The following is a 16,089-nucleotide window of genomic DNA, read 5'->3' as shown; positions in this document are numbered from 1 at the left end:
GCGCAGGTGAGTAACAGATGTTTGAACATTTGAGCAACCAAAACTTGGTTAAGCTATGCATAAGTTTTGTGATACTCTTTTTATTATCTGGGTGCGGGTGTATTAAGCCAGAAGATTCATCAGGCTTGCGTGAGAAATTGGATATAGTGTCAACAGAGCAGAAATGGGTTGATTCTGGAGTCTATATTTCGGATAAAATAAAAGTAACAGAGATTAATATAGTACCTAATAAGGTTAATTTTTGTTCGCAATATAAAGATTTTGCAATTGAACCTGGAGTAAGAAACGTTACATTACCGTTTGCGCTTAAAGCTGGTGATGCGATAAGCTTTAGTGTTGTTGGAAGTAAAATGTGTAAAAACAATAATGGCATGGTCACCTACAAAAAAATTGACGAAAATTGCGGTGAAGGGGAAAAGGAGTATTTTTCACATGTTTTAAATCAAGAGAAGTGTCAAGGTGAAATATGTCCTAATAAATATGAAATAGGCAATGCACAATGGTTAAATGGAAAAGAGTACTGGTCTTCAGAATTAGATCAAAGTGAAAGAGAGGAAATTAGAAATGTCATCGACTCTATAAAACAGCAAGGGGAAAATGTAGACTGTAGCAAGCTTTCAGAGAGCAGTGCAAGTAAGATAGATACGCGCATTTTAAATTTACTCTGTGGACGTATATGTAAATTTTCTTTCGGCAGCGGAGAAAAAGGTTGCTTATATATTGAATACAATAGTATAGAAGGTGAGATATTCAATACTTTAAATTCTAGAGGTGAATCTGTTATTGCTGAAATTATTGATAACGTATTAAAGGAAAAACGGGTAAAAACTGACATTACACTATTACGTGTTCACATGGATAATGAGGAATTTGAACACATTCCAGGAGGCGGTATATGTATTAACTGTGATCATAAGATAGATCGTAACCATCCAAAACCAGAGTTAACTTTTAGTTTAGGTGATGGTAAGGGCAAGGGTGGTTTCAACATAAGAGTAACAAGAATCCCTAATTTAGAAAAAAGTTTATATATAAGCGTTTCTGACAAATTTCCTGAGCGTGAGCCCGATGAAACTCAGGGAGATATACTTTTAGACATTAGCAAAGTTTATAATACTCAATATATGGAAGGCTTAAAAGAAAAGCTAAAGGACAAGAGTGGCACTATATATTACGGAATAAGAGATCATGGCTGTGATTATAAGAAAAATGAGGGTCAGTTTAGCATTAACCTTACAACTAAAGAGCCACCTGTAAGAACTTTTAGTGCGATATATAATTTTTTTGATGAAAAAGTAAAAACTGCATTTTTCGGTTCTAGCTACAAAGACACTAATGCGATTCACTCTGATACTAGCCCTGTGAAGTCTCTTTATCAAAGTTTTGTAGCATCAAATAGAACAAATACCATCAGATCTACAATAGTGTCGTTATTAGTATTATATATAGTTTTATACACCCTTTATTACTTTTTTGGATTGTCTCATGCTTCTATATATGAATTTTTAATTATATGTGTAAAGATAGGAGTTATTACCCAATTGCTGAACGATAACAGTTGGAGTTTTTTTTATAACAATGCATTTTCTATTTTTGTTAATGCTCCAAAACAGTTAATAGAAATAGCAAATTTCAGAGGTACAACATCAAATGTTTTTGAATTTCTTGATTTACCGCTCAATAGGTTTTTATCAGCACACTCAGTGTTACTAATAGTATCTCTTATATTCTCCGGTCCTTTGGGTATTGTATCGTTTTGCTTGGTGATTTGGGGTTTGATAACAGTGAGCTTATCGATGTTTAACGCCTTATTTTCTTTTATCACATCTATAGCAATAGTTGCATTATTGCTTTCTTTGGCGCCTCTTTTTATTATTTGCCTTCTATTTGGATATACTAGACAGATGTTTCACAATTGGGTCAAAAATTTAGCAAGATTTGCAATTCATCCGGTAGTGCTTTTAATTTTTATATCATTAATAAGCCAGGTTATGGATTATATTGTGTATTCGGTCTTTAATTTTGAGGTCTGCCCTACATGTATACTTAATCTTAACTTAAAGATTTTTAATCCTTGTATTATTTATGGTTATGCTTCCAAACATGCACCTGACATCACAGCTATGATGGCTTTTGTGATTTTGGGACATGCTATGAAAGCTTTAGTTGAGGCATCTTCAACAATATCTGATTCGTTGTTTGGTGTTTATGTGGCAAGCGAACCAGGAAGGCAATATCAGCAAAGCTTAATGGGAACAGTAGGTTTAGATGAACAAAGTATCCAAAGAAGAGCAGGTCAGCAATCTGGTACACCAAGTCGAAGACCTCAAATACCACAATCAGCTCAAAGATCAGCACCTAAAATACCGACAAACACAGGAAATCAATGATGAGCAGAAAATCATTATTATTGATACTATGTCTTGTAATTACTGGCTGCACAATGGATTGTGTTGAACCTGGGCTGCAGAGCAGAAATACTAGTGTCAGTATAGATGTTCCAGTTCGTGAAGCTGGCGAAGGAGTTAAAATTCATTGGGTTGATTCTGGTCAAGTAATTAGCAAGGATGAAAAAATCAAATTTACTCTTGGTGGGTCAGTAAATTTTTGTCCTCTTAAAGAAGGGAAAAATCCAAAGAGAGTACTTGTGCCCGCTGTATTTTGTGCTAATGATTTAATACCAAATTACAGTAATAAGTTAATTGATAATGCTAGTCTTGATGAACGAGAAATATGTGGGAATATAGGCTTTGGAAATAATGAATTCTATAGCAATAGACGTTATGTAGATACCGGAATTAAAGCAAATCCTGGTGATAAGTTAAGCTTTAGCTTAGTTCCCAGAGAGATAACGATTAATTATGACAATCCGGAAGGGAAAGGTATCAGCTTTGATGACAATTGCTATAGAGCTGAAGAAAATGATAAAAAAGACAAAGCTACAATAAAAGACATGCTCAATGGAGGAACGTTCTTTTGTGGAGAAAGTGGTAAGAGGACTAAAGTAGAATTTCCTAAGATTAATAAAGAGAACATAGAAGAAAGAAGAGTGCTAGTTGGTAATGGCTACACTCCATATGATAATAAGGTACATTTTAATAAGGATTATATTCAAAATTCATGGATAAATGGTGCATTGTTAGATTTACGACGAACTAAAATAGGACTGGATAAATTATGTAATGGGAAAAAATGTGATTTTAATGAGATAAGCAAGTACAGCTCTTATGAGCTTAATTGTTACTATCAGAAGATATGTTATGCTAAACAAGGTATAGATTTTAATGGAAATTGTGTTTCTTCTGTAAGGTACAAAAATTATGATAAGAACAACAAATGTGATATGTATTCTCATCTTAAAGGAGTTGAAGATAAACTTAAAAAGATTGAAGAAAATAAAGATAACACTGATTTTATATCAAACATTGAAGAAGAAACTGAAGATATCTCCTGGGCCGAAGCTCTTGTTGCAAAAATTGGCGATCTTGATGATCAGAATACTGTTCAATGTTTTCCAAAAAGAAAAGAAACAAGTGATGGCCTAGTATGCTCAAAAATAAGTGATAATTTTAGGGATTTTTCCTTAAAGTTAAATCATGACTATGGGATAAATAAAAAGGTGAAACCTGGTAGTAGTGTAATGCTTGCTATAGCAAGCAATGGCAATTACTTTCTTCATAGAGGTGGATATCATGTTGAAGTAACTAGATCATGTAACTTCGATAGTGGCAAAAAATTGTATATGTACTTGGGTGATAGCCCGCCAGAAGATCCATCTGCTCGAAAGACTAATAATTTCAAAAAAGTAAAGAAATTAGATAAAATAACAGAGGATAATGTAGACTATTACATAATAGATGGAAGTCATTTAAAGGATAAAGAGTCTAAAAAGATATACTTTGGTATTAATGTAGAAAACGTAAAGAAAGATGATATTACGGACAAAGAAGGCAAATATTATGAAGATAACAAATACACAGTAAATTTATTTTTAAAAAGAAAAATAAACGATTTTATTTCATCAACTGTAAACAAGATTTTTGATTTCATAACAGACGGGGGTGAAGACGGAATTAAAATTCCATATGAAGGATATAGAAAGGGGCTTCTACAAGGAATAAGAGCTTTGCTTATTCTATACGTTACATTTACTGTTGTTGGCTATATGCTTGGAACAATACAATTAAGTAAATTCGATTTTATTATAAGAATATTCAAAATAGCATTTATAGCTTTTGCTTTTAGTGATAGAAGTTGGGAATTCTTTGGTACAACTTTGTCTGGGCTTTTTGTTGATGGTAGCATTTATTTAGTTGATAGTTTTTCTGGCTATATAGGAGAAGGAGGTAAAAAATTTGCATTCTTAGATTTAACAGCGGGAGTATTATTTACAGGAGAAACATGGCTGAAATTTTTGTCTTTAATGCTATCAGGATCTTTTGGCTTTATTGCATTTTTGGCAATACTTTATGCTACTTTTGTGTTTTTAAGATGCATTATTAGTGCTACGTTTAAGTATGTAATATCTACTGTTTTAGTGGCATTTTTATTGTCATTAGCACCTTTATTTATCGTATTTATTCTATTTCAACAAACTAAAACATTATTTGATAATTGGATAAAAACGCTGGCTCATGTTTCATTGCAACCAGTCATTTTATTTTCATCCTTGTCTCTTTTAAACCAGTTAATGTATTCAGTTCTATACAACCTCACAAATTTTTCTGCATGCTATCAATGCTTAATTAGTGTAAATTTTTTATCGTATGATCTGTGTCTTATGAAATCAATATTACCTCTTGGGTATAGTCCTGGTACTAGTGTTGATGTTGCGCTCAGTACTGGAGAAAGGGCTGGTGGGCACTTTGCAGCATTACCTATAGATCTAATCCAGGCATTTATATATCTCATCATTGCTAGTGCAATGGAAGCTTTTGTTTCTATATCAGAAACTATGGCGCAGGCGTTGTTCAGCTCTGGTTATGGAGTTGCTCAAAGTGTTAGTCATATTTCTAGGAGCGCATCACAAGCTATGCTGTCAACTGTTGGCCTTGATGATAGAACCCAAAATATGATACATAACATCAAGCAGGGAATGAGTAAAGATCGTAGCAAAATTGAAGCTAAATTGCCTGATACACCAAAGCAAGCAGATGGGAAAGCGAGTACTGGCAGAGAAATGAGCAAATCTGAAACACTAAGCCAGCCAGATAAGCAAAAGGATTCTGATAAAACAAAAGGACAAGTCAAGGAAGATTGATGAGATATATGGAGTAACTAATTAAAAAGATATTTGAAGTAAGGTTTTAGAAATTTATTCTGTATTGGAAAAAGTTTAGGTATGCAATCACGCTTAGGCAAATGTTGGTTTAGGTTATTAATTTTGGTAATCTGTGTGCTGGTTACAGGTTGTAGTAAGAATGATATGCCTTTTCCAAGATGTATATCTGCTGATTATTTTGGTCCTGAACCGGTTGCAGTTGGTGCTCATTTTTCAAGAGATCACGATGCCTTTGTTCCCGAAGATCAGGAAATTATTGACTATGATACTGGTGAAGTCAATTATGGTTTTCACTCTAATCAAGTGGTGAAGTGGAAAGATACTGGATTTGAAACCAATGGAGATAGTTTAGTAGTACGAGTAAATGGTGCATGGACATCTTGGAGTAATAGTAATAAGAAAGAATCTAAAGGTAGTTATAATTTGCAAAGCTTGGAACAGCTAAAATATGCGACTAAGTTTGAAGGTAAACAAGGCGATAATAGTTTGCCTGACTTTCGCTTAATTTGTAATGATTACAAATCTAGTACACAAAAAATTTCAAGTAATCCTAATGCAAGTTGTACTGTAAATTGCAAGTGTATTAGTGAAGATGATAACAGAGAAAAACGCGGTGTTCCATGTTGGTTTACTAACGGACATGGTGCTTATCTTTTATTTAAAAGGCCTAGCGATTCTAGTCCTAACGAAAATTTAAAATCCATGCGTAACCCTGAGTCTCCTACTGTACATCTAGGTTACAATTCCGTAGCGGAAGATGGAAGTGGGCTTTTTACTTTAGACAGAGATAACACCACATTACAGGACAGGAATTGTAATACGGTGAGGTTAGAAAAAGGATGGAAAATATATGTAAAGATATTAGATAGATATTATCTAGATAATGCAGGTGGCTACTCTTTTGAATTTTTGAGCGGAGTGCAGAAACCAAGTAACTTTGGATTTTTTGATTACGTTTATAACTATCTAAAATGTGTATTATTGATTAACGAAAATTGTAAAAAGCATTTTGATAGCAATGATCCTGCAGCTGCACAAGCGATGTTTCAAAATATAGCTGAAAAAAGTACGAGCTTTCACAATTTTGTTCTTTCCTTGCTTGTTCTATTTATAGTGATTTCATCGCTTCTTTATCTTTTTGGAATGATAAGAGAAACTAAGCATGATATGCTCATCAGAATGATGAAAATCACCCTAGTAATAGTGCTTATATCTCCTGGAAGTTTTAGATTTTTCTATGATCATTTTCTTGTTTTATTTGTTAAAGGTCTTGAACAATTGATAAGCATAATTACTAATTTTGCTCCCAACATGAACACCGGAGGTAATTCAAACGTTGCTCAAGGAAATGAAGCTAAATTGTTTAGCTTCATGGAGGATATGTTTAATAAGTTTTTTGCTTACTCTGTTTGGAAAAAGTTTGCAGCATTTTTACATTATCAAATGTGGGCAAGTCTCCTTATGATACCGGCAATTTTTATAGGGATTGTCTTATATTTCCTGCTGTGTATGTATGCTTACATAATATTCCTTTCTGGTTTTATGGGTATAGCTTTTCTTGTAGCTATAATGCCGCTATTCCTAATCTCTATTTTATTTTCACCACTGAAAAGTCTATTTGAGGGTTGGATAAAATTCTGTATTAGTTTCTGTTTGCAATCAATTATGATATTTACCCTGCTGTCATTACTTGCTGCGATGATAATGAATACCTTTTATAAACAGTTAGGCTTTACTGTGTGCTATAATAAATGGCTTGAAATAAAGTTATGTGCTCCAAAATGGGTATTTGGTGGTTTTTGTATAATTGATAAAGAATACTTTAGCTGGACTCCAGGGCAAATTTTTGTACCTTATGCTATTGGAGAGGCTTCTCCATTGAACGTAGATAAGAATATAGAAGGTATAGAAAAACTAAGCAGAATAGGTGGTACAGTAAAGTTTACTGGTGGAGCTGGATATATCCCTCTTCCACCAGATTACATTAATAAAGGTTTTCGTTATATAGATTATCCTTTCTTTAATCCAATTCCTGGAACTAAAGATAATCCAGCAGACCACTATATTGCGGAAAGTGATATGATAGTTAGTAATGGCTGTAGTGCAAAAGATCTAGTACGCTTAACAAATAGTTTATCTCATGCATCAGAGAGGGCAGACATTATATTACTGATCAACAATATAGAGAAAAGGATAGGTGATGTTAGTGAAATAATAAAACGCTACTGTCAAGATATAAATAAATGCAATAGTTATAGGGAAATAATTAATGAAATAAGATCTTTAGTGCGGAGTGCGATAAAAAAACAAGGTTGTAGAATACTGAAACTTCATGATTTATATAAGGATCCCAACAGTGAATACTGTCAGAAATGTAAAGATTGTGAGGATTGCAAAAATTATAAAGAAAATAGTGATTACCAAAGGGTGCAAGACATACAGAGAGGTTATTTAATCAACGCAGGAGAGATCTTTGTATTGTTCTTGCTTTCGTTTTTGATGTTTTCTTTGAAGGAGTTTGTACAGCAGATGGGCTCAAGCATTGCCGGTGGTGGGTTTGGTGTTTACAATATATCTAGTATGTATCAAGCATCACCTGTGACTGGTTTAATGCAGGGATTAAAACAACAGATGCAAGATAAAATTGGTGGAGGGCTAGAGTCTTTAGGTAATTGGGCTACTCATGTACCGGACAGATTAGCTGGAGGTACAGCTAATTTGCTAGATAGAATACCAGGAGTTGGGGGTGTGCTGAAATATGCTATTAATGTGCCACGTAAGCTTGTAGGTGCTACTATTGAAGCAACAAAATTTGCAACATCACCTAAAAATGATGTTGATAAGCTTGAGGAAAAAATCTACAGGGCGTTTGGAATTGATAAAGAAGATATTGCACATAGAAGAATTGATAAATATTTAGAATATTATAAAGGATATGTAGGATCACATTTGGGATATACAATAGAAGATGCTATGAAGTTTACTTGGGAACATGGTCTCGACTCTATAGGAATTAACCCTGCTACAGGAGAAAAGGATGGTTACCAGCATAATCTACTCTATAGAGCAAAAACATATAGACGGGAATTTCTTGAGAAGCTTCATGACTACACTATTGGCCGCAAGAGAGAACCAGAAGAAGATGAATCATCAAAAGAAAATAAGCCTAATCAATCAAATCGAAAATTAGGTACGGAACCAGAAACCCTAAAAAACACTACAGAAGCTATACGTGCCGGAGAAGATAGAGAGCGTCAAGATAATGAAAGGAATGAGAACATAGAGAATGATGAAGAATCGTAATTTCAAAGGGCTAAATTATTATGGTCTTCAGCAAGACGAAGATGGTAATATCAAGTTAAACGATTACAATGATGTTTTAAATGCGCGCAGAGCGAGGGTAGATTTGTTACTAGATAGCACTAAGCAAGGTGATGTTAGTCTTTCAAAGCTAAATAAAGCTCTGAATGAGAGACTTATAGATGATAAAGGGCTATCGTCAGAATTTGACAAAGAAGACAAAGAAATTGCACAGAAGGAGCTTAAGATGTTCTCTATTTTAGACGATCTTGATAATCTTGCAAACATTGAAAGTGAAGATCTATTAGAGGTTAGTTTGTTACTATCAGATCTTAGTTTTATAGAGAGAAATATTGTGTTGAATGCCGATCAGAGTTCTGATCTAATAGGGTTCAAAAGTCTATTTATAGAAAAAAAAGCATCTGGTGAGGAATATAGTGATGAAGAGTGTCACAATTTCCTCGATAGTATAGAGAAAATCAATACTTTAATTAAGTTAGAGTTAGAAAGTAGAATTGAAGGGATGGGTCATGATGAAAAAAACAACCATGATGATTTACAAGACGAGATTGGTCGTGCAATCAGTATAGAAAATAAATCAAAGAAAAGCGATTGATCTTGCGTTCCTCCACAAGCAACCTTCTTTCTATTAGACTGCTGAAGCTATGTTGACATTAAATGTGTATTATAAATAATTAGTTAACTTCGAACTTGTTTTATATGTTACGTGTTATTGCGGGTAAATATCGTGGAAGAAAAATAACTACAGGCAAGAATTTATCTGCACGGCCCACTATGAGTAGTGTCCGAGAAGCAATATTTAGTATACTTTCTTCAAGAAAACCTATTTATAACCTAAATGTACTTGATTTGTTCTGCGGAAGTGGCTCTTTTTCATTTGAAGCACTTTCTCGAGGTGCTAAACATGCATTCATGGTAGATTCAGATTATTACAATTTGCAACTGCCTAAAAAAACAGCAGAAGATCTTGGAATTACGAACGATATCACGTTAATTTGTTGCAATGCTAACGGATTACCAAGACCTATTTCAAAGTGCGATATAGTTTTTATGGACCCACCTTATAATATCAATCTGGTTAACTCAACTTTAGACGAGTTAGCTCACTCAGGCTGGTTAAATGATAATGCGTTAATAATTCTAGAAATGAGGAAAAATGAAGGTTTTGAGTGCAATAAAAACTTCAATATAGTTGTGGAGCGTACCTACGGTATTGCAAAAATAATTTTTCTTTCTTCACTCACTTGAATTTCTTTTGTAAACATCTATAGCTAAGCTAAGTAAGATTTTTCCGAGGACTGAAAGAAAAAATCAATTCGTTTTGGTGGGAATAGGGTGTGTAACAGCAAATCAATACGAGTTGATATACTAGAAGAAGCAGTATGGAAAGAAATGAAGATGGTACTCAAAGAACCAGAGGCAATGACAAAGGTTAGACTTTTAAAATATGAAAATAAGCAGGCAAAGGATGAGATTGAAAAAAGCGCAGATAAAATAGAACAAGGTATAGAAAGATTAGCTTATGTATATGCAAGGGGTCATATAACGAAGGAAAAGTATGACTTAGAAGTTGAGAGCATGGAAAAGGAGTTAAAGGAATCAGAGATCAAAGGGAAGAAGCTATCGATGAAAAGAGGCTACAGAGAGAATTAGATTTTATCACAAACAGTGTAGAAAGTTTTTCCTCTGAGAGAGCTTAATCAGGCAGATTGGGAAACTAAACTTGAGATAATAAGAAAATTAGTTCAACGCATTGAAATTGATGATGATAACGTGCATGTAGTGTTTCGGTTGAAAGAACTCGCTCTCGAAAGGCAAAAAAATGTTCAACATTCTATCGGGATGCCAGTGTCACGCACTGGCATGACATCCTCTTGCTTCTATAGGTGTCTTTATCTCGTCTACTTTATTTTGCCACACAGATACAATGGTTTCACATGTACTTGGTAGGCTATCTATTTTGAAAAAGAAGGACTACCAACACCTTCACTTTTTGCATCACTAAACTTACTTGCTACTTTATCAATAGTCCAAACTAGTGGTGTAATAACAAGCGCAGCAGCCCAAATGACAGTACTAACAGCATAACTCAAAACTGCGTTAACAAATGTAGCTAATGTATCACTGTGATTCCGTGCCTTATTTGATAACATAGATGAATAATCTATCAATGATCTTGTATTGCACTTAAGATCATAACTATCTGTTACTTTCGCTAACCCTTTTGCCGTCCAGTATGACAAATACGCCAATGCTAGATATAAAGGTTGCAGAATTACACTAGCTAACGCAAAAGTAATAATCCAAATCATAGGAGGATTTTTTTTGTAACTACCAAGAGCTACATTCTTCACTGGCCCAATAACACTATTAATATAATGAACGGATTTATAGAAATTATTTTGTGGAACTTCGTTACCTCGAACGCTTTTGGTAGGAACATCTCCGAATTTAACATATTTCTTAAAATTACTATATGAACTTGACATATTACCCCTATAAAATAAAAACATAATTATCTTACTAATATCGCTTGTTTTAGAATAAATGCAATCACTACCTAACTAAATTATCTGTTGCGCAAAAGCACATATTACTATACCATCGAAAATAAAGAGGTCAGCATGAGTTTTACTTTACCTGAGTTGCCGTATGATAAAACAGCTTTAGAGCCTTATATATCTGTAAAGACATTAGATTTTCATTATGATAAGCACCATAAGGGATATTTAAATAAACTCAACGAACTGGTTGAAAACACAGATTATCAACATATGGAAATTGAGGAATTAGTAACGAAAGTTCATGGAAATAATAATACAGTTCCTATTTTTAACAATGCAGCACAAGTTTGGAATCACACTTTTTATTGGAATTCAATGAAAAAGAATGGTGGTGGTAAGCCTCAAGATGATGTTCTTCTAGCAAAAAAAATTCAAGATGATATTGGTGGCTTTGACAAATTTTGTGAAGAATTTTCACATTATGGAGTAAGCCAATTTGGTAGTGGATGGGTGTGGTTAGTGCTTGAAAAAGGAAAACTCAAAATCACTAAAACTCCAAATGCGGATCTACCGCTAATTTATGGCCAGGTGCCACTACTTACTATGGATGTATGGGAGCATGCATACTATTTGGATTGCCAAAATCGCAGAATTGACTACATAAAAGTTTTTCTTGATCATTTGATCAATTGGGATTTTGTAGAAGAGAATTTAAAGAAGAATATATAAGATGAATATACCACAAGTAACAAAACTAGATAATGGTCTGCGCATAATAACTGAGCGAGTGCATGAAGTTGATTCCGTAGCTTTAAATATACGAGTTGGTGTTGGCAGTAGAGCTGAAAGTGCAAGTCAAAATGGAATATCTCATTTCCTAGAGCACATGGCTTTCAAAGGAACAAAGACAAGAACTGCATTTGAAATTGCGAAAGCTTTTGATGATATAGGTGGAGTTTTCAATGCCTGCACCGGTAGAGAAAGCACCAGTTATTACGCAAAGGTTCTTAGAAAAGATATAAAAACTGGCATTGATATATTAATAGATATATTAATGAATTCTACATTTCCAGAGGATGAATTGGAACGCGAAAAGGGTGTTGTAATACAAGAGATTTTTCAAACTAATGATTCACCGAGCGATATCATTTTTGATAAGTATTTTGAAGCAGCTTATAAAGATCAACCATTTGGTAGGTCAATCTTGGGTACGCAAGATACTGTCAAATCTTTTACTCGAGCTAATCTAGATAACTACATAAATGAGCATTACTTTAGCGAGAACATTATATTTGCTGTTGCAGGAAATGTTGAACATGAGGAAGTTGTTCAATTAATTAAAGACTTTCTCTCAAAGATTCATTCAAAAGAGCTGAAAAAAAGCGAGAATGCAAGTTATACCGGTGGTGAGTATTTAGAACATCGTAAATTAGATCAAGTACATTTATTAATTGGTCTACCTAGTGTTTCTCGTGATGATAATAGATATCACACATTCAAAGTTCTTGATGCCATACTGGGAAGTGGCATGTCATCACGCCTGTTTCAGGAAGTAAGAGAAAAGCAGGGGCTTGCTTATTCCATTTACTCATTCAACTCTAGCTATGCTGATACAGGAATGCTTTCGATTTTTGCTGGTACAGATAGCAATAATCTAGATAAGCTTTTGAAAGCCATAACGACAGAGTTGAAGAAATTGTCTACAGATGATTTAAAGGAAGAAGAAGTAAATAGAGTAAAAGAACGAGTAAAATCTCAAATTTTAATGTCACGCGAAAGTGTTAGCTCGCGTGCTGAAACGTTAGGACACTACTACGGTAACTATAATAAATACATCAGTAAAAACGAATTAATAGAAAAAATTAGTGCTGTTACTATTTACGATATAAAAAAAGCAGCAGAAGAATTGCTATCTCAGCATGAAAGAATTACTTTAGCTGCGATTGGAGAAATTAATTCATTGCCAAGTTACGATAAAGTGGTTTCTATGCTCAGTGTACTTTAGTTATGTTGCTTATGCTCACTAAAAAGTTCAATGAATGGTTGCAAAATCCTTTCTATAAAAAGTTTGCTTTCTGGTTCATCGCGTATACCACTAATCATTTTATTGAAAGTTTTTTCGCTGTTTTGTAAAAATAAATAGCTTTCTACTAAGAGTGTAAAGGCTGAAACGCAAAACGCTATTTGATGTTTTTCTTTATTTTTAACCATAAATGCCTCACAAAATTATATTTCTAGTATACCCGTATATATACGGTACTGTCAAGTTTTTAAAGAAGATTAAAAAATGCAACGCACATGTACAAAATATGAACTAGGTATATAATTCACAATGCAGCGGTATTTCACTAATCCAATTGTTTTTTTCCTGGTCTAGCCTATCATTCAATATTGCTTGTCTTATTGATTCCATCAACTTATTCATGAAGAAAACATTGTGAATGGTAACGAGTGTGTAAGCCAGCAATTCCTTCGCTTTTAGTAAATGGTGTATATAGGCTCTTGAATGTTTTCTGCAAGTAAAGCACAAACAGTCATTTTCAATTGGGTTATCATCTAGTTCGAATCGTTGATTTCGCAAATTAATATGCTCTTTACACTTTGAAGAAATAGAATCTCTGTTTTTTACTTTAACAAGTGCGCCACCATGTCTTGCGAGGCGAGTTGGATGCACACAATCAAATGTGTCAACACCAAGCTCTACTCCACGAAAAATGTCCACAATTCCACCAATACCAAGCAAATGAGTAGGCCTCTCTTTTTTTAAACGTTCCATAGTAAAGGAAACTACGTCATACATCTGCTCTTTACTCTGACCAAGCGATCCACCTATTGCTTGACCAAAAAATGGCAAATTGTTGATAAAGTCACAACTTTCCCCACGTAAATCTTGATACACTCCGCCTTGGCTAATTCCATACAGCGCCTGTTTGCCATCATTATTTTTTTCAAACTCATTTAAAGAACGTTCAGCCCATCTATGGCTCATGAGCATTGATTTTCTTGTGTATTCTTTACTGACATGGAATGGAGTACATTCATCTAAAACTAGGATTAAATCTGCACCTAATTTTTGTTGAATTTGTATAGACTTTTCAGGAGTTAGACAATAAGTTTTACCATTTATGTAAGAACGAAAAATTGCCCCATCTTCGTTAATTTTGATCAGAGTTTTTTGCTTCTGTCTTATTCCCTTTATTTCTTCCGAAACTGACCCGTGCCCTAAACTAAATATCTGGTATCCACCAGAATCAGTGAGCATTGGTCCACTCCATCCCATCATCTTGTGCAAGCCACCAAGTTTTGCCACAGTATCCTCTCCAGGTTGAAGCATTAGGTGATAAGTGTTGGAAAGTATTATCTGAGTACCTGCTTCTCTGATTCTTTCGATATCTGCAGCTTTAATGGCAGCTTTGGTTGCACAAAATATAAATGCTGGTGTTTCTATGTTTCCATTTGGAGTTTTAATTGTACCAACTCTTGCAGAACCTGATTGCTTGGTTATCCTAAACGAAAACTTTTCCATCTATTTGCTTGAAAGCTCTGCTATGATATTTTCCACTTTTTCAGGAGTGAGGTTTTCATAAAAGTCATTATTGATCTGCACCACAGGGGCATTAACGCATGCACCAAGACATTCAACTTCCTTTAAAGTAAATAGATTATCTTTAGTAGTTTCACCGATATTGATTCCTAGTTTCTTTTTAAAGGTATTTAACACTTCTTCACTATTGCACAACCAGCAAGGAGTTGTTCTACAAATTTGTATGAGATATTTACCTACTGGTTTTAAATTATACATGGTGTAAAAATTTGCCACTTCATATACACGAATATGTGGAATATGAAGCATGTCAGCAACGCAGCGCATGGCAGATTCAGGAACCCATCCGCATTGTTCTTGAACCAGGTATAGTAAAGGCATGACGGCACTACCTTCTCTACCTTTAGGATACATCTCTATAGACTTTTTCGCTTTTCTGAGGTTGTCTGATGTAAAACTAAACTGTTCTTCTTTCTCTTTCATCTAATAAGGTTCGTGTAAATCTCAACAAATTATACTTGAAGAGTTAACAATTGCAATTGTTGGTTTTTTGAGCTCTACAATATTATATTTGTAGAGTGGGTGCATTCAATTTGTGAATTCTTTACTGCTACTCATTTTCCATATTTCGCTTTGCAGATTATAAAGGTATTAATTTCTTAACTTTAGTTAAAATTTTCATTGACATTAACACATAGGAGTAATCATAATGATATTTTATTAAAATTTTAAATAAAATTATGTCTATATTAAGTAGATTATTTGGAGTTAATACAACTATACTAAAAGTTAAAGAAGCGATAGGTTTTAACCCAAAAAACGTAGGGTTGATTGAAGGAAATGGAGTTACTTATGGACTCAGCTATCAAGATAACGGCAATGGAAGCAGTAGAGTAAAGTTACTTATTAGCTCACTATATCAATCAAAAACATACGAGTGTGATACAGGTGTCAACGTAGCAAATGAATTTAAGGGCCAATTATCTCCCACACTAATAGAAAATTCAGCTGAAGTAGATAAAGTTGGAGTTATCTTTCCTACAGAAGAAATTAACCAAGAAGGAAAAAAATACATAAAAAGTTTAATATTTAACACTTATAAAATTCAACATTCAACTAATGCACCCTCAGTTGAGCATTCAGGAAAAGTAAAATTACAAAAAAACATTAATAACCATAATGATGCAAATAAAGGCAATAGCTACTTTCAACCAAAAGCAGTAAAAGTTAGTACTGGTAATGTCATTGTAATCGCTCATAACTTAAAGGATCAAGCTTTAGTTTCTTGGTATTTACAATCAGACACGAATGGAAAGTTCAGAGCTTTACCTGGAGCAAAACACACCATAGAAAGAAAATTATTCAAGTTTAATAATCCAGGGCAATTAGTATTGGATGAAAATACGATGCTTTATACGTAGATAAAGACTACTAAAAAC

At 33.9% G+C, this 16,089-nt stretch carries 13 protein-coding genes; 9 read left to right on the top strand and 4 right to left on the bottom strand.

Going from position 1 to position 16,089, the window contains the following annotated elements; all coding sequences use genetic code 11:
* Window positions 1-17: 17 nt before the first annotated feature.
* The 6 genes from OM967_RS04270 (at window position 18) to OM967_RS04245 (ending at window position 10,255) form a co-directional block, all read left to right on the top strand.
* Window positions 18-2,390 (top strand): TrbL/VirB6 family protein, encoded by a 2,373-nt coding sequence (locus tag OM967_RS04270; protein ID WP_250120001.1) that lies wholly within the window; start codon window positions 18-20, stop codon window positions 2,388-2,390.
* Window positions 2,387-5,260 carry a TrbL/VirB6 family protein gene (locus OM967_RS04265; RefSeq protein WP_250120000.1) on the top strand — a complete coding sequence of 958 codons (2,874 nt, stop codon included), beginning with the start codon at window positions 2,387-2,389 and terminating at the stop codon, window positions 5,258-5,260. Before OM967_RS04270 ends, OM967_RS04265 begins: the two co-directional genes overlap by 4 nt.
* A gap of 81 nt (window positions 5,261-5,341) precedes the next feature.
* Window positions 5,342-8,584: a TrbL/VirB6 family protein gene (locus OM967_RS04260; protein WP_250119999.1), complete on the top strand. Its 3,243-nt coding sequence runs from the start codon at window positions 5,342-5,344 to the stop codon at window positions 8,582-8,584.
* Window positions 8,568-9,197 carry a WD_0853 family protein gene (locus OM967_RS04255; RefSeq protein WP_250119998.1) on the top strand — a complete coding sequence of 210 codons (630 nt, stop codon included), beginning with the start codon at window positions 8,568-8,570 and terminating at the stop codon, window positions 9,195-9,197. The genes OM967_RS04260 and OM967_RS04255 overlap by 17 nt, the downstream gene beginning before the upstream one ends.
* A 104-nt stretch (window positions 9,198-9,301) precedes the next feature.
* Complete coding sequence (rsmD, locus tag OM967_RS04250) at window positions 9,302-9,850, top strand: 16S rRNA (guanine(966)-N(2))-methyltransferase RsmD (protein ID WP_068652427.1); 549 nt, start codon at window positions 9,302-9,304, stop codon at window positions 9,848-9,850.
* Window positions 9,851-9,937: 87 nt separating this feature from the next.
* Window positions 9,938-10,255 carry a hypothetical protein gene (locus tag OM967_RS04245; protein ID WP_211908544.1) on the top strand — a complete coding sequence of 106 codons (318 nt, stop codon included), beginning with the start codon at window positions 9,938-9,940 and terminating at the stop codon, window positions 10,253-10,255.
* Between the two features lie 302 nt (window positions 10,256-10,557).
* On the opposite strand, the gene OM967_RS04240 is transcribed toward OM967_RS04245, so the two are convergent.
* Window positions 10,558-11,091: a hypothetical protein gene (locus OM967_RS04240; RefSeq protein ID WP_211908543.1), complete on the bottom strand. Its 534-nt coding sequence runs from the start codon at window positions 11,089-11,091 to the stop codon at window positions 10,558-10,560.
* 135 nt (window positions 11,092-11,226) lie between these two features.
* On the opposite strand from OM967_RS04240, the gene OM967_RS04235 reads away from it, so the two are divergent.
* A complete protein-coding gene (locus OM967_RS04235) occupies window positions 11,227-11,835 on the top strand; it encodes a superoxide dismutase (RefSeq protein WP_211908542.1) in 609 nt (202 codons plus the stop codon).
* 1 nt (window position 11,836) lies between these two features.
* On the top strand, window positions 11,837-13,111 hold the full coding sequence (locus OM967_RS04230) for a M16 family metallopeptidase (protein ID WP_211908541.1): 1,275 nt from the start codon (window positions 11,837-11,839) through the stop codon (window positions 13,109-13,111).
* On the opposite strand, the gene OM967_RS04225 is transcribed toward OM967_RS04230, so the two are convergent.
* The 3 genes from OM967_RS04225 to nuoE all read right to left on the bottom strand — a co-directional run bounded on the left by OM967_RS04225 (window position 13,108) and on the right by nuoE (window position 15,133).
* Window positions 13,108-13,317, bottom strand: coding sequence for a hypothetical protein (locus tag OM967_RS04225; RefSeq protein WP_211908540.1), 210 nt, complete (start codon window positions 13,315-13,317; stop codon window positions 13,108-13,110). The two genes, OM967_RS04230 and OM967_RS04225, sit on opposite strands and share 4 nt — an antisense overlap.
* A gap of 103 nt (window positions 13,318-13,420) precedes the next feature.
* Window positions 13,421-14,632 (bottom strand): tRNA guanosine(34) transglycosylase Tgt, encoded by a 1,212-nt coding sequence (gene tgt, locus OM967_RS04220; RefSeq protein WP_211908539.1) that lies wholly within the window; start codon window positions 14,630-14,632, stop codon window positions 13,421-13,423.
* Window positions 14,633-15,133 carry an NADH-quinone oxidoreductase subunit NuoE gene (gene nuoE, locus OM967_RS04215; RefSeq protein ID WP_211908538.1) on the bottom strand — a complete coding sequence of 167 codons (501 nt, stop codon included), beginning with the start codon at window positions 15,131-15,133 and terminating at the stop codon, window positions 14,633-14,635. It lies immediately after the preceding gene.
* Between the two features lie 257 nt (window positions 15,134-15,390).
* Between nuoE and OM967_RS04210 the strand changes: the two genes are divergently transcribed.
* Window positions 15,391-16,071 carry a hypothetical protein gene (locus OM967_RS04210; RefSeq protein WP_250119996.1) on the top strand — a complete coding sequence of 227 codons (681 nt, stop codon included), beginning with the start codon at window positions 15,391-15,393 and terminating at the stop codon, window positions 16,069-16,071.
* The last annotated feature ends 18 nt before the right edge of the window (window positions 16,072-16,089 follow it).

The sequence above is a fragment of the Wolbachia endosymbiont (group B) of Dolichovespula media genome (assembly GCF_947179505.1).
In the GTDB taxonomy this organism is placed as follows: domain Bacteria; phylum Pseudomonadota; class Alphaproteobacteria; order Rickettsiales; family Anaplasmataceae; genus Wolbachia.
Note: the sequence above shows the minus strand (reverse complement) of the source record. Positions and strands in the feature narration are given on the sequence as shown.